Genomic DNA, 23,729 nt, shown 5'->3' with positions numbered 1-23,729 from the left:
AATCATATTCATTCTTATGCGAAGTTCTCGCCACGATGCCAATAGTTTAAGTTCTAAAATTGTGTTTGTACACAATATTAGAATAATTTGGCCCTAAAACCTATAATGCCAAATTTGCCAGAGAGAACGCGAGAGCGCAATGCATAACACTAAAAAAGCGCCTGATAAATGAGCAACCCAACAATTACGCCTATATTCGGCTTAACTTTTAAAACCGGCCTCTGCCATCATCCGGTAAAAATCACGGATCATAATCTCTTTTTGGGCGGGGGCGTTTTCGCCTTCCGTAAATTTCTCAATAAAACTCTTTCCCTTCAGGTGGTCAACCACGCGTTTGCGCGCCAACGCCATCGCATGCCCATGTTCCCATAACACGCCAGAGCCACAAAACTGCACCATACGGATCGCACGATCATGCAAAGCAGCTTGCGGGTTATCCAGCTTATCAATGAGTTTGGTATCCATCAGGTATTTTTCCACCAGACGGTCCAAAGTAGATAAAACCGCCTTTTGTTCGCTTTCGTCCAATGTCGATTCTTCCACCAACACATGAAGGTCTTTTAAGCAAACCAGCTTTTCTTTGGCAGAAAGGTCATCTGCACAAAAATCGCCAATCGTGCGCGCCGTATTGCATAATTGAGATATACTTTGCTTGACGACATCCGGGTGGGCGTTTCCAAGCGGTGCATCCCGTAACGCAATTAAATAAGGCAAGCAGCGTGCCCCATCCGGGAGCATTTCGACCAACCATTTAATCGACATGCGCTCACCGCTTTCGCCGCCTTGCTTCAGGCTTCGACCATATCGCCGGGATAAAGCTTCCGCCATATCCGCCCCGCCCGTCATGCCGCAAGGCAGTGTCAGGCGCGAAAAAAGACGTAAAAATTCTTTTTCTTCCAGCGCCGTGTCATTGCGCGATAACGGCTGTTTCCCCGCCAACTGGCGGATGATAAAATCAAACAGAATATCACGTGTTTGCATCAATCTGTCTTGACTGAACAAACGACAGAAGGCCTCCACAGCTTCCGCACAAGCCCCTGTTCCCTTGACAGATTTGCCTTCCACCCAGTCCAGCAAAGTTGACAAGGCGCAGGCGAGATTTCGTTGCGGGCCAAGCATATCCTGTATCAAGGTTGCCGACGACATGATTTCCGCAATCAGGCCATCCAGTTCATATTCCAGTTCTTCGCCCTGATCGCTTTCCAGCCAAGCCAACACCTGTTGAAGTTTTGCTTCCACACTGCGGTATTGCACCAAAACCTTACACATCACCACCGGCAAAGCCATTGGCTTTCCAATCGCGTTTGCAGTCTCGACCACTTTATTTAACTCTTTGCTTTCAAAAGATTTATAAGCCTTGGTTTTGCAGATTTTCTCCACATCATCCATAATGGCTTGAATTTCAGCAAAGATGTCATCGCGGCGCTTGCGTGAATCCAATCCGCTGTCACGCGCCTGCAATGTGGACACCCGGTCAATTGCCGGTGACACCAAATCACCGGCCATAAATCGTTTTGCCTTGTCATGGTTATATAAAAGCTCAGACGCAATCGTTCCTTCACGATCAAACAAGTTGCGCAACAACCGGCTCATGGTAATACGGGCATTCAATCCGAGATAATCATCACGATGTGCGCAAGGGGCCGCTTCGTCAATATTTGCCAAGCGTACCGGAATGTTTCGTCGGGTCAGACGTTGTTCCTTAACGACCTTTTCGACTTCCATCTTATCGGCACGCGTCCATACGCGCACCAGTTGAACGCCGTCATATTCGCTATTATCGTCTTCGGCATAGTCTGTATAGAGCCTTTCCGCCATTTTCTGGTCTTGAAAGACTTTCTCGACAAACCAGCGATCCTGATCGCTTAGACGTATCTCGTATTTTGTATGTCCTGCCATTTTCGTATTTGAATTTCTTTCTCGTTATCTCCGCATTTTCTAAGCGAAGCTTTCCCTCTCCTTATCCTATGCATATAAATCAAAAGTTTCCATCGAAAAAATACAACTGACGCTGTAAACAGCTTTCCCTTTACACCACGCTACACACAAAAACATGTGCGCACTTGATTAACCTTTCTGCACTTGAGCTCAGAGAGAGCGCACACAATTGGCATAGCATTCATGCGGGCATGGCGCGGGTTTTACCCCATGATGGAGCATTCAAAACCCAATCCGTACAATCATGGACAACGATTCTCTCTGACATCAAGAATATTTCAGCCACCGCAGATAAGGTCCCCGCGCGAGCCGGTCGTTTGAAAACAGAAATCGAAAGCTTCTTGGCGCCTAATTATCTTTTGCGCAAAACCAGTGTTTGCCAACCGTTGACTTTAATGCGTTCCACCAGACGCAGGCCATGACAGCGGTGTGCCGCAAATACCCAGTTTGCATCACGGTCCAGAAACCCTGCCAATACCGCAAAACCACCGGGTTTCAGATTTTTCGCAAGGTCTTTTGCCATTGCTGACAAAGGACGCGCCAAGATATTGGCCATAATCAGATCATAAGGCCCATTACGCGTCACAGACGGGGAGTGATATCCATTGGCACATACGGCAAGCACAGAACCGCCCACCCCATTTACTTCCGCATTATAACGCGCGACATCAACCGATTGCGCATCAATATCGCTGGCGACAACCGATGCCCCCCACGTTTTTGCAATCGCCATTGCCAAAATGGCCGAACCACAGCCCATATCCAGCGGGCGTTTAAAATTATAACGCCGTGACAATCGATCCAAGGCCTGTAAACACCCGTTCGTGGAGGCATGTTCCCCTGTGCCAAAAGCAGTCGCAGCCTCGACTTTCAAGGCGATTTTGCCCGCAGGTAATTTGCCGTCAAAATGTGAGCCATAAATAAAGTAACGCCCGATTTGAAGCGGCGGATAATTGCGCGCATATTCCGCCAGCCAATCTTTATTTTCAACAGCCGTAATCGTTACGGTTGGTGCAGATACCCCGGATCGTTCCGCCACACCGGCAATAGCTGCTTTCAAGGCTGTTTCATCCGGTTCTTCTTCTGCATAGGCTTCAATACGCTGGGCCAGTTCATCATCATCCAGATACTGGGTGACGGCCCCACAAAAAGCTTCCAGTGCGAATTCGTAAGCATCGGCCAGCGCGGGGCTAACGTCCAGATCAACACGCCACAAGGTATTCGTCATATGCATTTCCACTTAATCAAGGCTGAATATCTCCGCCTCTCATAGCATATAACGACACAAATGCCATCTTTGTTTCGATAAAGGCCAGCCTAAAACTGATATGATACCGTTATTGCACCGTATCGATCCGGTGACTGCTGTTTTTTAAATTCTTTTGTGCGGATAATCTGCGTAAAAGCAACCCGGACATCGTGATAACGCATGGCAAGACCGGCTTGAACATCAAAAACAAACGGTTTTTTATCTACACTATAGGAATCGGCCAATGTATTGCCGTCTAAAAAGATATTGCGCGCAACGGCACGCCCCCCACCACCGGCAAACAAATACCAGACAAACCCGTCCGTTGAGGTATAATAATCACTTCCCGGTAAACTGGGACGAATACGCGGCGGGCCACCCCGGTCTTTTTCCAGATCCTGCCCAAATCGAAAAACGGTTCCGGCTTCCGCATGGGTAAAGATATTGCCGAGGGAAACACCCGCATAAGGGCTGGTATCCAGTTCCAGATCAAAAAGCCCGGTTTCCACATTTATAAAACGATGCCATTTGCGTTCATAGGTAACCACAAGGCCGGGTTCATTTTTTAACTGATGATCCCACCCCATCGGCTGCGGACTTCCGACAACACGGTGGACAAATTTTTGTGTGGGTTCCGCCAGTGATGCCGGACCGACCATCCCCAGGGTAAGTTCAAACGTATCGACCCGTTCTTCCATATCGGAAACAAGACCAAAACTGCCATAAAGCCAACCGCCATAGGGTCGATCCATATCGGCAGGATCTGTCAGCGTAATATCAGCCGGCGAATACATATTCTGCCCAAGGGCATAACTGGCACGCAATGTTCCGTCATCAGAAAAGAAAGGGAAATATCCGGCAGCATCGCGCAACCAATCAGCAACTTCACCTTCCGGTGGTGCCAATGAAAAGCGTGTGCCGTGGGTGTAATGACGATCGGTATCTGAACCAAACATATCGTTTTCCAACGTCATGTTAAACGTCCAGCCGTCCCAGTCATCCAACATATCCGCATGGGCGTGATCAGGAGAAAATGCCCCAAAAACCAGTGCACTCAACACACATAGCCCATAACGGCGCATTAGATTTTCTCCACAAAGCTATCAATCACTTTTTTCCGCCCGCCACTGGCGAAGGCAATATCTAATTTATTCCCATCTACATTCAGCACAACCCCTGAACCGAATTTTCCATGTCGCACATGGTCGCCTTTGCGAAATCCGCCATCGGGTGCCTCTGAGACGGTGACATCAAAGGCATCAATCGTCACCAGCTTTTGCGGGCGGTTTTCCGATTTCCCACGATAGGTAAAACGTTGCGGATTGTCGCCAAATTTGGAATAGCCATAATTGCCGCCGCCATAATCACCACTGGGGGTTCCGGTTTCCCCGCCTGTTTCAATATGGGGTTCAGGCAATTCCGACACAAAACGGGACGGAAGCATATCGTTATATTGCCCAAACACCCGACGACGCAGCGCATAAGAAATAATGGAGCGTTTGCGTGCCCGTGTAATCCCGACATAACCCAGACGACGTTCTTCTTCCAGCGCGCTGTTACCGGACTCATCAAGTGCCCGTTGATTGGGGAAGGTGCCTTCTTCCCAACCGGGCAAAAACACATTATCAAATTCCAACCCCTTGGCGGCATGCAAGGTCATAATGGTCACTTTGGCATCGTCGGCCCTGTCCTGAACCTCCATCACCAAGGAAACATGTTCCAGAAATTCATTCAGGCTTTCAAATTCCTTCAGGCCCGACACCAATTCTTTCAGGTTATCGACCCGGCCTTGTGCCTTCATATCTTTTTGTTTTTTGGTTTCAGCAATACGCCAGTCCATATAACCGGACTCGTCCAGAATTTGCCCGACCAGATCATCCACATCCAGCCCGTCTTTCAATGATCGCCACAATTCAAACTGGGCCAGCAAATCACGCAACGAAGTCCGCGCCTTTGGCGATAATTCATCGGTATCGACCAATGTCATGGCCGCGCTATAAAGCGATATCTGGCTTTTGCGGGCATATTCCAACAGCGTTTGCAGCCCTTTGGTTTTTGGTCCAAAACCACGCGAGGGTTTATTGATAATGCGTTCCAAGGCCAAACTGTCATTGGGTTGATTGACCACCCGCAAATACGCAATGGCATCACGAATTTCTTCACGCTCATAAAAACGCAAACCACCGACAACCTTATAAGGCAGACCAAGCGTGATCATGCGTTCTTCAAATTCACGGGTCTGAAAACCGGCACGCACCAAAATTGCCATTTCATTCAGGCTTTCACCCTTGGCTTGCAAGGCTTCAATTTCATCGCCGACGAAACGGGCTTCGCTTTCGCCATCCCACAGGCTTTCCACTCGCACCTTGATGGCGTCATCCTTGCTTTGAGGTTGCAAGGTCTTGCCCAAACGATCCTCGTTATAAGAAATCAGCCCGGACGCCGCCCCCAGAATGTGCGCGGTCGAACGATAATTGCGTTCCAGTCGAATAACCTTGGCCCCGGGAAAATCTTTCTCAAATTTCAGGATATTGGCAACCTCTGCCCCCCGCCAGGAATAGATCGACTGATCATCATCGCCGACACAGCAGATATTGCGATGCTGTTTGGCCAACAACCGCAACCAAAGATATTGCGACACGTTGGTATCCTGATATTCATCCACCAAAACGTAACGGAAACGGCGTTGATATTGTTCCAGAATTTGCGGCTGTTCGGCAAAAATTGTCAAAACATGCAAAAGCAAATCACCAAAATCACACGCATTATTCAAACGCAGGCGTTCCTGATATATTTTATAAATGCGAACGGCGGCCCCATCGGCATAGGCTGCCCCCTCCCCCGGGGAGACTTTTTCAGGGGTCAGACCACGGTCTTTCCAACGCTGAATAACGCCCATCAAATTGCGCGCCGGGTTTTTCTTTTCGTCAATGAACTCCGCTTCCATAATCTGCTTGAGCAAGCGGATTTGATCGTCCGTATCAATGATCGTGAAATTCGATGTCAGCCCGACAACTTCGGCATGGGCGCGCACCATGCGTGCGGCCAAGGCATGAAACGTGCCCAGCCACCAGCCTTCGACCGGGCGCCCCAACAGGGCCGCCACCCGTTCTTTCATCTCCGCCGCCGCCTTGTTGGTGAAGGTCACCGCCATAATTTCACCGGCGTAGGCCAAACCATGGTCCATGATATAGGCCAGACGGGTCGTCAGCACGCGGGTTTTCCCCGTACCGGCGCCAGCCAATACAAGCACAGGCCCATCGGTTTCTTCAACCGCCATGCGTTGTTCGGGATTTAAGGTTTCGACATAGGACGGCGGGCCCTGCACCGGTGCCGGTTGCGCGGGTTCCAGATAGTCATCGCTGAAATCAAATGGATCGTTCATAGATGCGTTATAGCACCGACAGAAAAAGAAACAAAGAGGGAACAATAATTTATTTTAGTCCCGCTAACCGCCCTGCTCCTGCTTGCGTTTTCTCAACAAAGCTGCATTATAGGCCGCCATGAGTTCGCGTTCATCAATGCAGCCCATATAGGCACGCCCCAATTGCGGGGAAACCACGGCAATTTGCGATACATTAATTTCTTCCAAGACCGCTTTGGCGACTTCCAGCGTATCACCGGTTTGTAAAACGGGGGGGCGTGTATCGGCAATGTCCGCCGCCACAACCAGATCATTCAAGTTCGCGTCAAAAACATCTTCGGGCATATGCTCCCACGTAATCGCACCATAGAGACTTCGATCATGTGCAATCACATACAAGACGCCACCCGGTGCCCGTAAAAACCGTTTGCGGACTTCCTTAAGGCTCGCGTCCATAGCGACATATTCACCTTCGCGGCGTAAAATGTCGCAAACCCTTAACTCTTTCAAAATCTGCGTACTGAAGGTATTGCCCAAATCAATACCGCGTTCCTTAAGCTGTTCCAAAAAGAACGACTGACGATGCAATTGATCATTGACCAAGGTCGCCAAAACACAAGCACACATCACCGCAATCGTAAGGGAATAATTGCCGGTCAATTCAAACACGATCAATGTTGTCGAAATCGGTGCACCCAACACCGCAGCCGCCATTGAGGCCATACCAATCAGGGAATAGGCACTCGCGCCCGACCATAAATCAGGAAACATTTGCCCGACGATCACGCCGTAGGTTCCCCCCAGCATCGCCCCGATCACCAACGAAGGGCTAAACACGCCACCGGCAAAGCCAAAGCCCAAAGACAAAACCGTTGCCACAAATTTAAAAATGAAAAGGCCCAGCAATAAGGCAAAGCCATAATATCCTTTTAAGGCATTGTCTGTGGCCTCATATCCCACACCGAGGACTTCGGGATACCATAACGCAATCACCCCCACGCAAAACCCGCCAATTGCGGGATGCATCCACATCGGCAGTGGAATTTTTTGCACCTTTTTTTGAGTTTTTAGAACGGACCAGACAAATAATACCCCGACCAACCCGCTGACAATCCCCAAACCCGCAAACGCAGGAAATTCAAGGTAGGATCCAAATTCATGGGCCTGAATTTGAAAAGCCGTTTCATTGCCGACAACCTGATGGGCAATCACCGTCCCGGAAATACTGGCAATCACCACCGGGGCAAATGCTTTTAGGGCATAATGGCTTAAAATAACTTCTTGTGCAAATAACGCCCCCGCAATCGGAGCATTAAAAGAGGCAGATACAGCCGCTGCCACACCACAACCCAACAAAATACGCGCGTTAGAGCGTGAAAGTTGTAACTTTTCTCCGACCCAGGCCGCAAACGATCCGCCCAAATGCACCACCGGCCCTTCCCGTCCAACAGATGCGCCAAATGAAATGGATAAGCCGCTGCTCAGGGCAGCCCACAATCCTTCTTTCAACGACATTTGCGCCCCACCGACTTCGCAGGCCGCAATCACATCTGCCGGACCTTTGGTTCGACCATGACTTAAAAATCGATGCACAATAAAACCGACCAGCAGCCCGCCAAGTGTCGGGGTCAGGATCACCTGCCAAGGCGGCAGCGCGGCAATATGATCTGCAATCCATGCCCCACTGATACCCAGAAAGATGGATTGGAAGAAATCAATTTTTTCGACAAATAAAATCGCAAGCCCGCCGACACAAGCCCCGACGACGACAGCCAAAAGCGTCATCACAAGCTGATCATTATTGACCACCTTGCGTGTAAGCAAAATAAACGGACTGGGCCTGTTGCGTCCTTGTGCCACCGACGATAAACCTTTTCCAACGTTACGCTGATTTCAACTCTATCATGCACATGAAGAGTTAATGACTGGTAACCTTGGATAAAACCGGAAATTCTGATAAATGCCTCAAAACCACCTCCAATGAAAAATCATAAGGTTGATCCTGAAGGCGATGTGTCTTGGTGAACGCCTTAAAATCAATATTTCCCCGTTTTTCTTTTGAGCCCAAATAGCGATCAAAACGTTCGATATTCTCTTTGTTCATAACAAAATAATCAGAATGGCCGGATACAGTAAAATCATACCCATTATGGTAATCATAAAGCAGGATGAGCGACCACGCGCCATCCATGACATGCCACCCCACGCTGGCCTGCAAATCACCTTTGCGGATCGCCTCAAGCGCAAGGTCGGACCAGTCAATCCCACCAATCAAAATATCCTGTTCAGGTTTCAGTCCATATTCCTTGACAGCATGCAACGCCCCACAGGCCATAAGGTCGCTTGCTGACCAAATCACAGATGTTTCGGGATAGCGTTCCAGCAGGCCACGCGTTGCGTCATAGGCTTTTTTTTCATCCCAATGCGTATAGACAATTTGCCTCAATTTAACATTGTCGTATTCGGCAAGTGCATCTTGCAAACCCAAAAGACGGAGTTCCGACGAATTCGCCCGGTATGCTCCGTTCAAGGCGATCATATCTATCGTATCGGTTGCGCCATGCGATGTTTCACCTTTGGCATGCTCAATTAAATCTCTGGCAAGCAAATACCCTGCTTTTCGATCATCCGGCAAAAATTGTCCAAGCCAATTCTTGATTTCGTGACGGGGCGTTCCCATTTCCTGCAAGCGGCCCGAACTAAACCCCTCATTAAACAAAAAGGTTTTCACACCCAGCATATCGGCGCGTTTTATAACGCTATCCAACACATCATGGTCATTTATCAAGAGCAAATAATCAGGGGGATTACTGCGCTCCAATACCTCATGCCCACGGCGCCGGACTTCAAGGTGACTGGCGCTCGCATCAATCACTTCCAGATCAATATTTAAATCCGAGGCGGCATCCTGCATCATATATGTCAATGAACTGAAAAAAGGATCATCCATCGCCCCCGGATTTATAAAAGCAACACGGAATACCCCTTGCGCAACGGCCTGCGCCCCGCAGAGCATGGGCAAAACGACTATGCCTATTAAAATTATTCGACGATAGAGCAGCATAGCCAATTACTTTTTCTGTTACGGTCTCTACATGTATTGTTTCTTTACCAATAAACGCAGTATATTCCAATACAGAACCTTTCTAAAACAGAAAATTCACGCCGCAGATTGATCCGACAGGAGGCCACTAAACCCGGCAACATGGATCATGCGCGCGACTTGCCCTTCTGCATTTTGAATCTCCAAACGGAGATTGTTTTCTTCCAAAAGCGCGTTGACCTGCATAATCAGACCCAAGCCGGTTGAATCAATTAAATGACAGGATTTCAGATCCATGATCACACGATCAAATCCGCCTCGCGCAATTTCAATCGCCAAAGGAGATAAATCCGGATTTTCAAAAAAAGTGAAATTCCCCTGAATGCAAAGGGCGACATTCGTCCCTTGACGTAAACAACTTAGAATCATTACACGACCTACCCGATTATAATTTTATGATATCAAGGGTAATCCGCTTTCAGGATCTTAGAAAGTTTTTATGACCAAGGGGTCAAATAAGATTAATGAATAAATTCAAGGTTTAATTCAATAGTTTAGTTACATCAACCTGCGTCAACACCTGATTGTAACCATTCTTCATGGCTTCTTGCAAGGTGCGGTCAGCCCGAACCAGAAGTTGACTTACAGGTTCACCATATTCAAACAATGCGACCCCAACCGACATGGTGATTTTCCCGAGTCGCTCCCCCGTCGAACGGTTCACAACATTTTTGGAGCTGACACGTTTACAAATATGTTCCGCAAGACGTTGAGCATTTTCCAGATTGGTTCGCGGCAAAATAACGCTAAACTCATCCCCACCGTAACGCGCGGCGGTATCTTGGCCCTTGATACATTCACTGATTGTCACAGCCACCAGCTTTAAGACCTGATCGCCGACCTGATGCCCATAATGTTCATTAAACCGGTCAAAATGATCCACATCCAGCATCAACAATGCCAGTTCTTCGCCATTGGCCATCGCATTCATCGATGATTTACGCAGTTCCAGATCAAATAATTTCCGGTTTGCAATACCGGTCAAACCATCGGTCAGGGCTTCGCGGCGCATACGTTCCAGATCGTCCTTCAGTTCACTGATTTCACGCAGAGAAACTTTCAATTCATCTTCGACAGCGGAACGCCCCTCAAGAACCTGCGCGACATGCGCGTTCATTCTGGTGGTCAGCGCCAAGATTTCCGACTTATCATCTGTTTTGGAAATCTGATCGCTGAAATCACGCAAAGACACATGCAAGCCGGATAAGTCTTCATCGGCACCGTCCAGCGTGGACATCACACGCGCCAACTCGCTTTCCATACGTGTTGTCGCGTCATGCAGGGTCGCGCTTTCCTGATCCAAAGTAAAAAACTTCTGGAAAATTTCAGAGTTGCGCGTTTCGGTAAACGCCTGCTGGTTTCCCAACAAAATATCAAGCGTACGTTTCAGGTCGGGATAGGTGCCACTGAAATAATGAAACCAGATCGTAAAATTGTGCGGATTCGCAGGCACGCCAATCTCGTTCATCTTGTCTAAAGCCTGTTTTGCAAAGCCCAGCGCCTGGTCTGTATTCTCCGTATATTCCAACGTCTATTCTCCGTCACGGTCGAGGGGAACCCTATACTTTAGTATAGTCATCTTTCCTTTATGTCGAAAGAAAAATTCCCCCGGCCACTTATCATTTATTCAGCAGCTTTTTGATGGCCCGTCCGCACATATCAGGAAACCCATTTGCAAGCGACCCATCGACACCTGCCTGTAGATGAGGCTTGAAACGCTCCGCAATCTCGGTTGTTTTGCGTGTCCCCATATCCACATGCAGCACCATAACTTCGTTGGTGGCACATTTTTCACCCGTCTCCCCCAGAAACATTTCGTGAAAAATTTGCAGGCGCTTCGTGTCATACCCCAACAGCTTTGATTTGACCACTAACAAATCATCTTTTTTCACTTCATTTTGATAAGTGACATGAGACTCCACAACAAAAAATGACTTGTTTTCTCGTTGGCGATACGCTTCCCCCAAACCGAATGTTTCAAGAAGCGCATCCGTTGAATGATCGAAAACCAGTACATAATAGGCCACATTCATATGCCCGTTGTAATCGATCCAGTCCGCCTTTACGCGTGTTTGGCGTTGTAAAATCTCACTCATTTTCATCTCCCCTCTAAACAGTCGCGAAAAGTCGTGCTAGGCTGTCTACCTTATTGCATTGGCTATCGCAGTTTATATCAGGGAGCAAGGGGTCGTAAAATGGATAAAAAACTCATCACAATGCTAAGCTTGATCGGGGTTGCCATTTTATCCTTGGCAGGATGTAAAGAAGAGACAAAACAGAAAACACCGCCATCGCCCGAAGTCGTTTTTAACATAGAAAAAGCGCAAAAGACCGCACAGGAACGAATCGCAAGTGCCAATGTGGAAGCCTCCCCTCTTCCTATTCAAAGTGATTACCTGCGTATTGTTGCACAAGCTGAAACACCCCCTGCACAACCGGATCGTTTTTTAAAGCCGATTACATCCGACAAAACACAAACTGTCGTCGTCCTTGCGACATTCCATAACGGTCCAAATCTGACCATGCCCAATGTGCCGCTGTATATTTTTGAAAAAAGTCAAACAACATGGCAACAGACCTTTGCCGCGCAAGGACCGATCACGCCTTATTTTGTAGAACAGCGCGCCCCGCTTGATGCGACATTGGAAATCGTACTGCTCAAAGATAAGCTGGAAAATCTGGAACAGGATGCTCAAAAGCAAATAGTGAGCTATCTTTCAAAACACACCGTTTATTCCAAGGAACAAGCCCATGTTTTATCGGCACTTCCCGATGCATTTGCCCAGCGCATTGCCCTCGTTGAAGAAACATCTCTGAAAGGTCTGAGCAAAACAGATATTTCCTATCTTGAAAATTATGCCAGCGCGTTAAGCTTTATGTCAGAGACAAACGAGCCGGTCTTTACAACAATCCTTGCTGTTGAAGGCAAAGAAAGCCTCCTGAGCCAGCATCAAAGTCAATTCCCCTCCTATAACGAACTTATGACCTACGCCATCGCCGGGCAAACGGCCCGTCAAGCCTTGGGTGATCTGGAAAATAGTTTTTGGAGCGTCCCCGGCGAGGCCTTGCGCCCCAGCTGTGATGCCATTACCGGTGCCTTGCAGGAACGCTTAGGCCTGTCGTTAAAAGACAGTGCAATTGTCTTGTGGGGGATGATGCAATCTCATGCCTTATTCGCAACGGACATTGACTATAATACGCAATGCAGTGGGGAAGACATCAACACATTACTCACAAACATGGGGCGAACCCTACCACAAAAACAAATCGCACGTCCAAGCAGCCAAACCGTCACACATATGAACCGTTCCCTGTCCCATGTGGCCAGCCTGGTCAAAAACACAAAGGATAGTGCACTTGATCGTATTGCCGAGATGATGACCGACAAAGTGCAGGTTCGCGATGAAGCCCGCCTGCTTTTTTCAACCGAACCCGATCAACTTGTCAGTAACACGCAAGACGTTATCGCCCCGGCTTTAGATAAAGACAACGCTGCTGAATATTTGATGATGTTACCTGTTCGGGCCTATGGCTGTTACAGTCAGGGACAAGGACAACGTGGACAGCACCGCGCCACCCTCGCCCAATTGGAAAACGATCCAAACTTGTGGCAAATTGATTTTGCCTTTGATGATCAAAACAAAATCAACGGCATTCAATTGAAGAAACCCAGCCAACTGGATTTCTGCCGCGCCATCGGCAAACGCACCGACGCCAATCGTTGTCGTTTTTCCGGCAAAGACTTCCCCGGATTATCTGCTGATCGTTGCGGGTAATACCGAAGTCATAAAATATTGGTCATCCTTCTATCGTTAAAAAAGAAAAAACCTCCGCGCGAACGGAGGTTTTCTTACAACGATATTTCGTCAATTGATCAATCAGCGATCATACCCCAAAACAGGGGACAGGAGTTTTTCAGCCTCGCTTAAGGAAATTCCTTTGCGACGGGCATAATCTTCGGCCTGATCTTTTTCCACACGACCGACACCGAAATATTTGGCTTCCGGGTGGGCAAAATAGAAGCCACTGACCGCTGCGGTCGGTGTCATGGCGTATCCGTGTGTCAGTTCAATCCCGGCTTGTTGTGTCGCATCCAACAAATCAAACAGGGTTTCTTTTTCGGAATGTTCCGGGCAGGCCGGATACCCCGGCGCGGGACGAATGCCTTGATAGCTTTCTTTAATCAACGCGGCATTGTCCAGATTTTCATCGGCCGCATATCCCCAGAATTCTTTGCGCACACGTTCATGCATCCGCTCGGCAAACGCTTCTGCCAGACGATCTGCCAAGGCCTTCAACAAGATACTGTTGTAATCGTCGTGTGCTGCTTCAAATTCTGCCAGTTTTGTTTCAATGCCATGACCGGTTGTCACGGCAAATCCACCCATATAATCGTCCCCAGTCGGGGCGATATAATCGGCGAGGCAATGATCAAAACGACCTTCTGCTTTCGGGATTTGCTGACGCACCATATGGAAACGTGCCAATTCGTCTTTGCGCTCGTCATCTTTAAACAGACAAATACTGTCATCGGCTGTTGAATTTGCCCGCCAGAAACCAATGACTGCTTTTGCTGTCAGCCATTTTTCCTCGACAATCTTTTTCAACATATCCTGCGCATCTTTAAACAGGTTACGCGCGGTTTCGCCGATGACCTCGTCTTGCAGAATTTTCGGGTACGTCCCCGCCAATTCCCATGTGCGGAAAAACGGTGTCCAGTCAATCCGTTCGACAAGATCATCCAGCGGATAATCATCAAACGTCTTGGTTCCAAGGAAGGACGGTTTGACCGCCTGAAAAGCAGACCAGTCAATCGGATGTTTGGCCGCACGGGCTTCTTCCAAACTCATGCGGTTGCCTTTGTTCTGTTTTTTGGCACGTGCGACACGGGTTTTTTCATAATCTGCGTTGATCTCTGCCACAAATGCCTCGCGTTTGCTGTCAGACAACAGATTGGAACAAACCCACACAGCACGCGAGGCATCCAGCACATGCACGGTCGGCTGTTCATAGGCCGGATCGATTTTTACTGCTGTATGAACCTTGGATGTGGTTGCCCCCCCGACCAGAAGCGGAATATTCATATTCAGTCGCTTCATTTCACTGGCAACATTGACCATTTCTTCCAGTGACGGCGTAATCAGACCGGACAAACCGATAATATCCACCTTGTTTTCATTGGCGGCCTGCAAGATCGTCTCGGTCGGGACCATAACGCCCAGATCAATCACTTCAAAGTTATTACACTGCAAAACCACACCCACGATATTTTTACCGATATCGTGCACATCGCCTTTCACAGTGGCCAACAACACCTTGCCTGCACTTTCAGAACCTGCTTCTTTCCCTTCTTCAATAAAGGGCATCAGATAAGCCACGGCCTTTTTCATTACACGGGCTGATTTCACAACCTGGGGCAGGAACATTTTACCAGCGCCGAACAAATCACCGACCACGTTCATCCCGTCCATCAACGGTCCTTCGATGACCTCAATCGGTTTATCAAACATTTGCCGCGCTTCTTCGGTATCTTCCACGATGAACTGGTCAATCCCTTTCACCAGTGCAAAAGACAAACGTTCCGCCACCGGTTTTTCGCGCCACGACAAATCAATCGTTGCCGCCTTTGATCCGCCTTTTTCCTTATATTTGTCAGCGATTTCCAACAAACGGTCGGTGGCATCTTCACGGCGGTTCAAGATCACATCTTCAACGCGTTCGCGCAGTTCTGCCGGGATTTCGTCATAAACTTCCAACTGGGCAGGATTGACGATCCCCATATCCATACCGGCCTGAACCGCATAATATAAAAAGACCGAATGCATGGCTTCGCGCACCGGATTATTCCCCCGGAACGAGAACGACACGTTAGACAAGCCGCCAGAAATATGACAATGCGGACATTCTTGGCGAATAACACGCGTGGCTTCGATAAAATCGACCGCGTAATTGTTATGTTCTTCAATCCCGGTGGCCACAGCAAAAATATTCGGATCAAAAATGATATCTTCCGGCGGGAAGCCAACTTCATTGACCAGAATATCGTAAGAGTTTTTGCAAATCTCGATCTTACGTTCCTTGGTGTCGGCCTGACCTTTTTCATCAAAGGCCATCACCACAACGGCTGCGCCATATCGCTTGATCTTGGTTGCTTGGGCGACGAATTGCTTTTTACCTTCTTTCAGACTGATCGAGTTTACAACCGCCTTGCCCTGCACGCATTGCAGCCCCGCTTCGATCACAGACCATTTGGAACTGTCGATCATAACAGGTACACGTGCAATGTCCGGTTCTGCGGCAATCAGGTTTAAAAAACGCACCATTGCCTTTTCAGAATCCAGCATGGCATCATCCATGTTGATATCAATGATGTTTGCGCCGTTTTCCACCTGTTGCAGGGCAACGCTCAACGCTTCGTCATATTGTTCTTCAATGATCAATCGCTTGAATTTGGCCGAACCGGCAACGTTTGTACGTTCCCCGATATTGATAAAAGTTGCTTGTTGAGTTGTCATCACTTTAATCTCTGTTTTCTATCTATCGGTTGCACATCAAGACGCGATATTGAACGGTTCAAGACCGGACAAGCGCATTTTTATTTCCAGTTCGGGCAATTTACGCGGTGCAATTCCGGCAACTGCATCGGCAATGATTTTAATATGATCCGGTGACGTCCCGCAGCAACCGCCGACAATATTAATTAAACCGCTTTCTGCCCATTCTTTTAACGCCTTGCCCATATCTTCGGGTGTTTCATCATAACCGCCCATTTCATTGGGCAAGCCTGCGTTCGGATAGGTTGACACACGCACATTGGCAATATGGGACAGCTCCGCAATATGCGGGCGCATCAAATCAGCCCCCAATGCGCAGTTCAAGCCAACGGAGAACGGGTTGACATGGCGCACAGAATTCCAGAATGCTTCCGCCGTTTGACCGGACAGGGTCCGCCCGGATGCGTCCGTCAATGTCCCGGAAATCATCACGGGGACTTTCCAGCCCTGTTCATCAAATAATTCTTCAATGGCAAACAGGGCCGCCTTGGCATTCAAGGTATCAAAAATCGTTTCCACGATCAAAACGTCTGCCCCACCTTCCAGCAAACCTTTCGCCGCAGATTTATAGGCCACGCGCAAGGCATCAAACGTCACATTGCGATATCCGGGATCGTTCACATCCGGACTGATGGAACACGTCCGGTTGGTCGGCCCCATCGCCCCGGCGACAAGACGCGGACGATCCGGTGTTTTCAATGTCATTTCATCGGCGGCTTCGCGCGCAATTCTCGCACTTTCCACATTCATTTCATAAGCCAGATCTTCCATCGCATAATCGGCTTGCGCAATCGTTGTCGATGAAAATGTATTCGTTCCCAAAATATCGGCCCCGGCTTCAAGGTATTGGGTATGAATTTCTTTGATCACTTCCGGCTTGGTCAGGGACAACAGGTCATTGTTCCCCTTAACATCCTGTTTCCAGTCGGCAAAACGCTTCCCGCGATAATCGGCTTCTGTCAAACCGTAACGCTGGATCATCGTTCCCATCGCACCGTCGAGAATGATAATGCGTTTTTTCGACTCGGCTTCCAGATAAGCCAGACGGTCTTCACGTGTTGTCATTATTTGTTTCCTTTCGGGCGAACACCAAGAATATGGCAGAATGCATAAGTCAGGTCTGCGCGGTTGAGTGTGTAAAAATGAAAATCTTTCACGCCGTTGGCATGCAACACACGGCATAATTCAGACGCCACCGTTGCCGCCACGAGTTTGCGGGTTTCCGGTTCTTCATCCAGTCCGGTAAACAGATCCGCCATCCAGTCTGGAACCCGCGTGTTACAGGCTTCTGAAAATTTCAAAACCTGTTTAAAGTTTGTCACCGGCAAAATTCCCGGCACGATCGGCACATTGACCCCCGCAGCAGCCGCCTTGTCACGATAACGCAAAAAGGTTTCAGCTTCGAAAAAATATTGTGTGATGACACGGTTGGCACCGGCATCGACTTTCTTTTTCAGATAATCAATATCGAACTGGGCACTGGGGGCATCCGGGTGCGTTTCAGGGTATCCGGCGACACTGATTTCAAAATCGTGACGTTTTTTCAAACCTTCGACCAGATCAACGGCATAGGCATAGCCATCGGGGTGGGGTTGATAGGCCGCATCGCCTTCTGCCGGGTCACCCCGCAAGGCGACAATATGGCGAATGCCTTCTTCCCAATACAAGTCTGCGATTTCGTCGATTTCCGCCTTTGATGATCCGACACAGGTTAAATGAGCGGCCGCCGACATCGTGGTGTCTTTTTGAATGGAAACCACCGTATTGTGCGTGCGTTCACGCGTTGTGCCACCAGCACCGTAAGTAACGGAAACGAATTTAGGTTCCAGCGGTTCCAGCCGTTTTAAAGAGGCCCATAAGGTTTCTTCCATCTTTTCCGTTTTCGGCGGGAAAAATTCAAACGATACACTGACGTCATTGGGCAGTGGTGCTGCAACGGGCAGGCCACGCAGGACAGCTTGTTTTTCTTCTGTGATACTCACTTTATTATACTCCATTACCTGAACTCAGGTGTCGTCACAATTTTACGGCAACCCAAAGGGTCACCGTTAACGGGTCGCCGGGCAGATGCTGGACTTCCTTGATTTCCAGACCACATTCCCGACAAATATCAGCCAATTCTTTTTCGGAAAATCCCAGACGGCGGTGTTGATGATCCACACGCAAGGTCTCTTCTTCATGCGGGGCAAAATCCACAATTGCCAATTTTCCACCCTGTCTTAAAACACGTGCGGCCTCGGCCACTGCGCGGACCGGTTCATCGGCATAGTGCAAGACCTGATGAATCGTAATGAGATCAAAACTCTCCGCACTGAAGGGCACTTGATACATATCACCTTGACGAACCGCGCAATTATGGTTGCCGTTGGCCTCCAGATTGGCGCGCGCAATCGACAACATATCCGATGACAGGTCGATTCCCCAACCTTGGTGGATATGATTGCCAAACACCTGTAGAATCTGACCCGTTCCCGTTCCGATATCGAGGAAATCTTCATTCCCTTTTGGTTTTACCAACTTAAGTAAAGCCTTCTCGACTTCACCATCATCGACATGAAGGGCACGAATTTCCGCCCATCTCATCGCGTTGCGGCTAAAATACTGCGATGCTTTTTCGGCGCGTTCCCGTTTAACTTCCTGTAAACGTTCGCGGTCGCGCAACAAAATCTCATCATCCTGCGGGATCAAATCCACCAGTTTTTTGACAAAGGGCATATGGTCCGGTTCCGCCGCCAAACGATGAAAGACCCAACTGCCTTCCCGCAAACGTTGCAGCAAACCAGCCTCGCAGAGCAATTTTAAATGACGAGAAACCCTTGGTTGACTTTGCCCAAGAATATGAACCAGTTCAGAAACCGTCAGATCTCCTTGCGCACACAATGCCATGACTCGCATTCGGGTTGGCTCTCCCAAAGCTTTCAATGCATTTAAAATCTGATCCATAAACGTTCCTTCAAAACATCAATCTTATTCAAGATATAAAGATATCTTTATATTGTTGCAAGTATAAAATTACCCCTTGTTGTAAAAATGTGACACCTTCGGGTAATTGATGGTTTTTTAACCATTTCCAGTACTGGTATTTTGCGTTACCCTATGTTAATTCAATGATTGGAATTACATGCGCTTGTTTTAAACGCCGTTCTTCCAAAAAAGTTTAGTTTAAACATTGCATAAGCGAACCACCTTTCAGGTAACTGCTTGATATTCAATGTTTAGGGGATAGTAAAAGAAAACCGGTGTTTTACATGACCAAGCCAGTGACGCAGAAAAGTCTAATAAAAAAATTCAGTGGAATCGCCGCCGTCGTCGTCCTGTTGTCCGGTTGCGCAGCCAACCCTCAACCTGTGGATGAAGCAAATGACCCGATCGAAGGGGTCAACCGCGTTGTCTACAGCTTTAATGAACTTCTTGATGTCTGGTTCCTGCGTCCTGCAGCGACCCTTTATCGTGCCATGTTGCCGCCGCCTATTCAGGAAGGCATCCATAACATGCTTGCCAACCTCAGCACTCCGGTCATCCTGTTAAACGACATTTTGCAAGGGGAAACTGATCGTGCGGGGACAACGGTCAGCCGGTTTGCCATTAACACAACCGTTGGCGTTCTGGGTTTTGGTGATCCGGCCTCAGATATGGGTTACAAAAAACACAGCGAAGATTTTGGACAGACCCTTGGCACTTGGGGCTTTGAGGGCGGTCCTTACATTGTCTTGCCTGTTTTTGGTCCGTCAAACCCACGTGATGTCGTTGGTCGTGTTGTCGATTACTTTACCGACCCGGTGAATATGTGGGCACAGAATACAGATCGCGATGGCATTACGATTACACGTGCCGTTCTTGATGCCGTGGATACGCGCGCGCACTATTATGATGCGATCGAAGATATCAAACGAAATTCATTGGATCCGTACAGCGCCATGCGCAGCTACTACATTCAACGCCGCAATGCCGAAATTATGAATAATGAAGCCTCTAAGGCAACTCCGGCACCGAGTCTTTCATTTGATTTCAACGCACCGGCACCCGGTGATGAAGAAATTACCGAAGCTCGCTAAGGGATAATGGATATGTTACTGACCCGCCGTGCATTTTCTGCGCTGTTCGTCTCTGGCCTTATTGTCTTTTCTGCGACCTGCGCAATGGCCAAAGATTTTGGAAAAGAGGCCGAAGGTTTCATCCAAACGATGGCCGACAAGGCAGTAACCTCTGTTCGGACCTCTCAGGATGAGGCTGTCCTGCAACAGGAATTTCGCATCATCCTGAACGATGGCTTTGACGTCCGCGCCATTGGCAAATGGGTTTTGGGTCGTTACTGGCGCAAAGCCAAACCGGAAGAGAAAGAAGAATACCTCAAACTGTTTGAGGACTTCATTATCGCGACATATTCCAGCCGGTTTAAAGATTACGCCGGCGAGGACATTACATTGAAGGTCGTCCAGTCCGTCACACGCAATGACAAAGATGCCATTGTTCGTTCTGAAATTCAGCGCCCGCAAACATCTGAACCGATTCTTGTGGATTGGCGGGTGAAGCAAAATAAAGACGGTGCCCTTAAGGTCGTTGATGTCCTCATTGCAGGTGTCAGTATGAGCCAGGCACAACGTTCTGAATTTGCATCTGTGATCAAACGTAGTGGCGGTGAGGTTAATGGTTTGATTGATGCCCTGCGGAACAAGACCTCTCAACTGGTCAGCACCGTGGCACGAGATACTCAATAAAGCCCTGTTCTAAAATTCTGACGGACACTCAAAAAACAGCTCATCTTGCAAAACCGGATGAAATATTCTAAGCGCCTGTGCATGCAAACACAGGCGTTTTTCTTTGGTTACCGCCTGTTCATCTGCATAAAAGCGATCCCCGAGAATCGGATGCCCCATAGACAGGCAATGAACGCGCAGTTGATGAGAGCGCCCGGTCACCGGGTGTAGTTCCAGACGCGTTCGGTCCACCAAACGTTCCAGCACCTTCCAATGGGTCAGGGCTTTTTTCCCCAATTCATGATCCACCATCTGCAAAGGTCGGTTCGGCCAATCACACCGCAAGGGTAAATCCACGCTGCCACAATCTGCTTCCACCAAACCATCCACTAAACAGACATATGTTTTTGTGCAACACTTGTTTTCAAACTGCCGGGAAAGATGACGGTGCGCCTCTTTGTGCAGCGCCATAATCACAATGCCGGAGGTATCCATATCCAGACGATGCACCGTTGTGGCTTGCGCAAAACGTTCCTGCACACGGGTTTGCAAACTGTCCCGATGGGCCGGATCGCGCCCCGGCACAGACAGCAAACCACTAGGTTTATTTAAAACCACGATGTGTTCATCCACATATAGTATTGGAATCTCACCTTGTGGTGGCACATATTCAAACACGTTTGTCATAACGCCTTATGGCAACTTTCATATTGACAAGTCAAGCAACAGTAAAAAAGTCATTTAAATACATTGCATTAAACTGTGCTATTTTTGCAACGCACAACCGACTTGACTTCATATGCAGTTATTCATATATCGGGGGCGCACTTTGCAGGGACAAAGTGATGTTTAAGTCCGACCCCCCACTGGTTGTCTGGGAACAACCCGAAGACTTAACGAGAAGCGGTTATCCAAGATATAGCCGCCGAATTGTCGGACCCGTTTTGAACTTTATTGGATTGAAACATGCGTACGCACAATTCGTATTTGCCCAAATCTTTGAGGCGATTGATAACCATAAGTTTTGTCAGTCTGGCCCTCTTTTTTGGCGCAACAGGTTTTATACCGTTGCAGGAACATACCCTCAAGAAAGTGGAAGGCATGGCCTATACACCACCTTCTGCGGCCGAGTTTGCCCGTCAATACAACAGCATTACCTCTCACCGCCTGTTGGTAGAGAAAGAAGAGATGCGTTGTCTCGCCCTCAACATCTATTGGGAAGCGCGTTCCGAACCACTGGAAGGCCAACTGGCTGTTGCCGGTGTCACAATGAACCGGGTGGCTCATTCGAAATTTCCCGATACCATCTGCGATGTCGTCCAGCAACGCCGCAGTTATCGCCTGCATCGTTGCCAGTTTTCATGGTGGTGCGATGGCAAGCGCGATACCCCTGAAGAAGAAATCGCCTGGCGCAGTGCCCAGCAATTGGCCCGCCTGTATCTTGCCGGTATCTACAGTGACCCGACTCATAATGCCCTTTGGTATCACGCCGATTATGTAAAACCTGTTTGGGCGGATAAATTAAATCGCAGCGCCAAATTCGGTCGTCACATCTTTTATAATGAAGAAGCCCAGCAGGTCGCCTCGCTCAATTAAAGTTTCGGCAAAATGAATGTCGCCCTATTGCACAGATATCATTCAGGGCTATATCCCACAGATACCCTCGACATTCATTTTGCAGGAGACTCCCCCTATGACCATTAAAGTTGGCGCCCCTATCCCGGCAGGAACACTTGCGGAATCAACCGAATTTGGTGATGCCTGTCCCCTTGGCCCCAATGACGTTGATGTGCAGGCGGCAACTGCGGGCAAAAAAATTGCCATCTTTGCCGTTCCCGGTGCCTATACACCGACCTGTTCTGCCCAGCATGTTCCCAGTTATCTTAATAACCTTGAGGCGTTAAAAGCCAAAGGTGTCGATGAAGTCTGGTGTGTGGCAACCAATGACGGTTTCGTTATGGCAGCATGGGGGAAAGATCAAAACGCTATTGGTAAAATCCGTTTCCTCGGCGATGGCAGCGCGAAATGGGCCAAAGCCCTCGGCCTTGAACTGGACCTGACCGAGCGCAACATGGGCATGCGTTTACAACGCTTTTCCCTTCTGGTCGAAGACGGTATCGTTACCCAGTTGAACATCGAAGGCCCCGGCAAGTTTGAAGTTTCCGGCGCAGAGACACTACTCAGCCAACTCGGCTAAGACAGGCACACAAATCAGGCGACCTTTCCGGGTCGCCTTTTTTCTCACAAAACCATATGGCCCAACAATCCAAGGGCATATCCACAAACCGCCCCCAAAGGCGGCATCCAGCTTTTTTTCAAATGGGCCTGCGGGGCGATATCTTGAAACACAAGATAAAGGATCCCCCCTGATGCGAACATCATAACCGCATCAATAAAAATGGCCTTTCCGCTTAAAAACTCCGCCCCTACCAAGGCTGAAATTGGTCCGACAACGACAAGCGCACAGAACCAAAACAAAATGCGTTTCGATTTATGGGATCCTCTATATAAAATTTCACGATAGGCGTTAAAGCCTTCGGGTAAATTCTGTAAGGCAATCAGTAATGTCAACAACAGGGCAGCATCATTCTGATCATTCAGCATGGCTCCCAAGGCCATTGCCTCGGGCATGAAATCAGACACCATTGCGATTAATTGTGAATATCTCCCCCCATGCGTCTGAATAAGCCGATCGAGAAAATAAAAGAAAAAGCAGCGGTGTTAATTGTCAAGCGCCGCTGCATAATGTTGTCTCATTCTTGCATTTAAAATACCGATCATCTTTCTGATGACGGCGACGACTGCCACTTTTCCCGGTTTTCCT

20 protein-coding genes and 1 pseudogene are annotated in these 23,729 nt (G+C 48.5%); 5 read left to right on the top strand and 16 right to left on the bottom strand.

Translation table 11 applies throughout. The annotated features are described in order from the left end of the window. Positions 1 to 201: 201 nt before the first annotated feature. The 9 genes from IEW74_RS09530 to IEW74_RS09490 all read right to left on the bottom strand — a co-directional run bounded on the left by IEW74_RS09530 (position 202) and on the right by IEW74_RS09490 (position 11,750). Positions 202 to 1,899, bottom strand: coding sequence for a hypothetical protein (locus IEW74_RS09530; protein WP_188664199.1), 1,698 nt, complete (start codon positions 1,897 to 1,899; stop codon positions 202 to 204). Positions 1,900 to 2,290: 391 nt separating this feature from the next. Further along, the gene (locus IEW74_RS09525; RefSeq protein WP_188664197.1) at positions 2,291 to 3,166 is read right to left on the bottom strand and encodes a 50S ribosomal protein L11 methyltransferase; all 876 of its coding nucleotides are present in this window, start codon (positions 3,164 to 3,166) and stop codon (positions 2,291 to 2,293) included. A gap of 89 nt (positions 3,167 to 3,255) precedes the next feature. Beyond that, complete coding sequence (locus IEW74_RS09520; RefSeq protein WP_229734296.1) at positions 3,256 to 4,269, bottom strand: lipid A deacylase LpxR family protein; 1,014 nt, start codon at positions 4,267 to 4,269, stop codon at positions 3,256 to 3,258. After that, on the bottom strand, positions 4,269 to 6,572 hold the full coding sequence (locus IEW74_RS09515) for an ATP-dependent helicase (protein WP_188664195.1): 2,304 nt from the start codon (positions 6,570 to 6,572) through the stop codon (positions 4,269 to 4,271). Before IEW74_RS09515 ends, IEW74_RS09520 begins: the two co-directional genes overlap by 1 nt. 63 nt (positions 6,573 to 6,635) lie before the next feature. Continuing rightward, entirely contained in the window at positions 6,636 to 8,411 is a 1,776-nt protein-coding gene (locus IEW74_RS09510; RefSeq protein ID WP_188664193.1) for a chloride channel protein, read from the bottom strand. Between the two features lie 58 nt (positions 8,412 to 8,469). After that, on the bottom strand, positions 8,470 to 9,567 hold the full coding sequence (locus IEW74_RS09505; RefSeq protein WP_229734307.1) for an ABC transporter substrate-binding protein: 1,098 nt from the start codon (positions 9,565 to 9,567) through the stop codon (positions 8,470 to 8,472). A gap of 144 nt (positions 9,568 to 9,711) precedes the next feature. Continuing rightward, positions 9,712 to 10,023 (bottom strand): STAS domain-containing protein, encoded by a 312-nt coding sequence (locus IEW74_RS09500; protein ID WP_188664189.1) that lies wholly within the window; start codon positions 10,021 to 10,023, stop codon positions 9,712 to 9,714. 112 nt (positions 10,024 to 10,135) lie between these two features. Further along, a complete protein-coding gene (locus IEW74_RS09495) occupies positions 10,136 to 11,122 on the bottom strand; it encodes a GGDEF domain-containing protein (RefSeq protein WP_188664187.1) in 987 nt (328 codons plus the stop codon). A 151-nt stretch (positions 11,123 to 11,273) separates the two neighbouring features. Beyond that, positions 11,274 to 11,750, bottom strand: a complete 477-nt coding sequence (locus IEW74_RS09490) for a thioesterase family protein (RefSeq protein WP_188664185.1) — start codon at positions 11,748 to 11,750, stop codon at positions 11,274 to 11,276. Positions 11,751 to 11,849: 99 nt separating this feature from the next. On the opposite strand from IEW74_RS09490, the gene IEW74_RS09485 reads away from it, so the two are divergent. After that, positions 11,850 to 13,430, top strand: a complete 1,581-nt coding sequence (locus IEW74_RS09485; protein WP_188664183.1) for a hypothetical protein — start codon at positions 11,850 to 11,852, stop codon at positions 13,428 to 13,430. A 102-nt stretch (positions 13,431 to 13,532) separates the two neighbouring features. Here IEW74_RS09485 and metH read toward each other — a convergent pair whose 3' ends face one another. From metH to IEW74_RS09465, 4 genes are read right to left on the bottom strand one after another with little or no spacing between them, the layout of a single operon-like run. Then, a complete protein-coding gene (metH, locus tag IEW74_RS09480; RefSeq protein ID WP_188664181.1) occupies positions 13,533 to 16,169 on the bottom strand; it encodes a methionine synthase in 2,637 nt (878 codons plus the stop codon). Positions 16,170 to 16,205: 36 nt separating this feature from the next. After that, positions 16,206 to 17,273: a homocysteine S-methyltransferase family protein gene (locus tag IEW74_RS09475; protein WP_188664179.1), complete on the bottom strand. Its 1,068-nt coding sequence runs from the start codon at positions 17,271 to 17,273 to the stop codon at positions 16,206 to 16,208. Continuing rightward, positions 17,273 to 18,190 carry a methylenetetrahydrofolate reductase gene (gene metF, locus IEW74_RS09470; protein WP_373283807.1) on the bottom strand — a complete coding sequence of 306 codons (918 nt, stop codon included), beginning with the start codon at positions 18,188 to 18,190 and terminating at the stop codon, positions 17,273 to 17,275. Before metF ends, IEW74_RS09475 begins: the two co-directional genes overlap by 1 nt. 34 nt (positions 18,191 to 18,224) lie before the next feature. Next, positions 18,225 to 19,151, bottom strand: a complete 927-nt coding sequence (locus tag IEW74_RS09465; RefSeq protein ID WP_188664175.1) for an ArsR/SmtB family transcription factor — start codon at positions 19,149 to 19,151, stop codon at positions 18,225 to 18,227. 305 nt (positions 19,152 to 19,456) lie between these two features. On the opposite strand from IEW74_RS09465, the gene IEW74_RS09460 reads away from it, so the two are divergent. Further along, positions 19,457 to 20,263, top strand: coding sequence for an MlaA family lipoprotein (locus IEW74_RS09460; RefSeq protein ID WP_188664173.1), 807 nt, complete (start codon positions 19,457 to 19,459; stop codon positions 20,261 to 20,263). A 12-nt stretch (positions 20,264 to 20,275) separates the two neighbouring features. Next, a complete protein-coding gene (locus IEW74_RS09455; RefSeq protein WP_188664171.1) occupies positions 20,276 to 20,926 on the top strand; it encodes an MlaC/ttg2D family ABC transporter substrate-binding protein in 651 nt (216 codons plus the stop codon). Positions 20,927 to 20,935: 9 nt separating this feature from the next. Here IEW74_RS09455 and IEW74_RS09450 read toward each other — a convergent pair whose 3' ends face one another. Then, complete coding sequence (locus tag IEW74_RS09450) at positions 20,936 to 21,592, bottom strand: pseudouridine synthase (RefSeq protein WP_188664169.1); 657 nt, start codon at positions 21,590 to 21,592, stop codon at positions 20,936 to 20,938. A gap of 279 nt (positions 21,593 to 21,871) precedes the next feature. On the opposite strand from IEW74_RS09450, the gene IEW74_RS09445 reads away from it, so the two are divergent. Both IEW74_RS09445 and IEW74_RS09440 read left to right on the top strand, forming a co-directional pair. After that, complete coding sequence (locus IEW74_RS09445) at positions 21,872 to 22,501, top strand: cell wall hydrolase (RefSeq protein ID WP_188664167.1); 630 nt, start codon at positions 21,872 to 21,874, stop codon at positions 22,499 to 22,501. Between the two features lie 97 nt (positions 22,502 to 22,598). After that, positions 22,599 to 23,102: a peroxiredoxin gene (locus IEW74_RS09440; RefSeq protein WP_188664165.1), complete on the top strand. Its 504-nt coding sequence runs from the start codon at positions 22,599 to 22,601 to the stop codon at positions 23,100 to 23,102. A gap of 44 nt (positions 23,103 to 23,146) precedes the next feature. On the opposite strand, the gene IEW74_RS09435 is transcribed toward IEW74_RS09440, so the two are convergent. After that, positions 23,147 to 23,536, bottom strand: coding sequence for a ZIP family metal transporter (locus IEW74_RS09435; protein WP_188664163.1), 390 nt, complete (start codon positions 23,534 to 23,536; stop codon positions 23,147 to 23,149). A gap of 90 nt (positions 23,537 to 23,626) precedes the next feature. Continuing rightward, positions 23,627 to 23,729: pseudogene (locus tag IEW74_RS09430) on the bottom strand (IS110 family transposase); the annotation flags it as partial.

Source organism: Terasakiella brassicae (assembly GCF_014641495.1).
Classification (GTDB): domain Bacteria; phylum Pseudomonadota; class Alphaproteobacteria; order Rhodospirillales; family Terasakiellaceae; genus Terasakiella; species Terasakiella brassicae.
Note: the sequence above shows the minus strand (reverse complement) of the source record. Positions and strands in the feature narration are given on the sequence as shown.

Excerpts from the sequence above, each read along its gene's own strand:
- IEW74_RS09530 (WP_188664199.1), bottom strand. The coding sequence starts at position 1,899 with ATGGCAGGACATACAAAATACGAGATACGTCTAAGCGATCAGGATCGC.
- IEW74_RS09525 (WP_188664197.1), bottom strand. The coding sequence starts at position 3,166 with ATGACGAATACCTTGTGGCGTGTTGATCTGGACGTTAGCCCCGCGCTG.
- IEW74_RS09520 (WP_229734296.1), bottom strand. The coding sequence starts at position 4,269 with ATGCGCCGTTATGGGCTATGTGTGTTGAGTGCACTGGTTTTTGGGGCA.
- IEW74_RS09515 (WP_188664195.1), bottom strand. The coding sequence starts at position 6,572 with ATGAACGATCCATTTGATTTCAGCGATGACTATCTGGAACCCGCGCAA.
- IEW74_RS09505 (WP_229734307.1), bottom strand. The coding sequence starts at position 9,567 with ATGCTCTGCGGGGCGCAGGCCGTTGCGCAAGGGGTATTCCGTGTTGCT.
- IEW74_RS09500 (WP_188664189.1), bottom strand. The coding sequence starts at position 10,023 with ATGATTCTAAGTTGTTTACGTCAAGGGACGAATGTCGCCCTTTGCATT.
- IEW74_RS09495 (WP_188664187.1), bottom strand. The coding sequence starts at position 11,122 with ATGAACGAGATTGGCGTGCCTGCGAATCCGCACAATTTTACGATCTGG.
- IEW74_RS09490 (WP_188664185.1), bottom strand. The coding sequence starts at position 11,750 with ATGAGTGAGATTTTACAACGCCAAACACGCGTAAAGGCGGACTGGATC.
- IEW74_RS09485 (WP_188664183.1), top strand. The coding sequence starts at position 11,850 with ATGGATAAAAAACTCATCACAATGCTAAGCTTGATCGGGGTTGCCATT.
- metH (WP_188664181.1), bottom strand. The coding sequence starts at position 16,169 with ATGACAACTCAACAAGCAACTTTTATCAATATCGGGGAACGTACAAAC.
- IEW74_RS09475 (WP_188664179.1), bottom strand. The coding sequence starts at position 17,273 with ATGACAACACGTGAAGACCGTCTGGCTTATCTGGAAGCCGAGTCGAAA.
- IEW74_RS09465 (WP_188664175.1), bottom strand. The coding sequence starts at position 19,151 with ATGGATCAGATTTTAAATGCATTGAAAGCTTTGGGAGAGCCAACCCGA.
- IEW74_RS09460 (WP_188664173.1), top strand. The coding sequence starts at position 19,457 with ATGACCAAGCCAGTGACGCAGAAAAGTCTAATAAAAAAATTCAGTGGA.
- IEW74_RS09455 (WP_188664171.1), top strand. The coding sequence starts at position 20,276 with ATGTTACTGACCCGCCGTGCATTTTCTGCGCTGTTCGTCTCTGGCCTT.
- IEW74_RS09450 (WP_188664169.1), bottom strand. The coding sequence starts at position 21,592 with ATGACAAACGTGTTTGAATATGTGCCACCACAAGGTGAGATTCCAATA.
- IEW74_RS09445 (WP_188664167.1), top strand. The coding sequence starts at position 21,872 with ATGCGTACGCACAATTCGTATTTGCCCAAATCTTTGAGGCGATTGATA.
- IEW74_RS09440 (WP_188664165.1), top strand. The coding sequence starts at position 22,599 with ATGACCATTAAAGTTGGCGCCCCTATCCCGGCAGGAACACTTGCGGAA.
- IEW74_RS09435 (WP_188664163.1), bottom strand. The coding sequence starts at position 23,536 with ATGCCCGAGGCAATGGCCTTGGGAGCCATGCTGAATGATCAGAATGAT.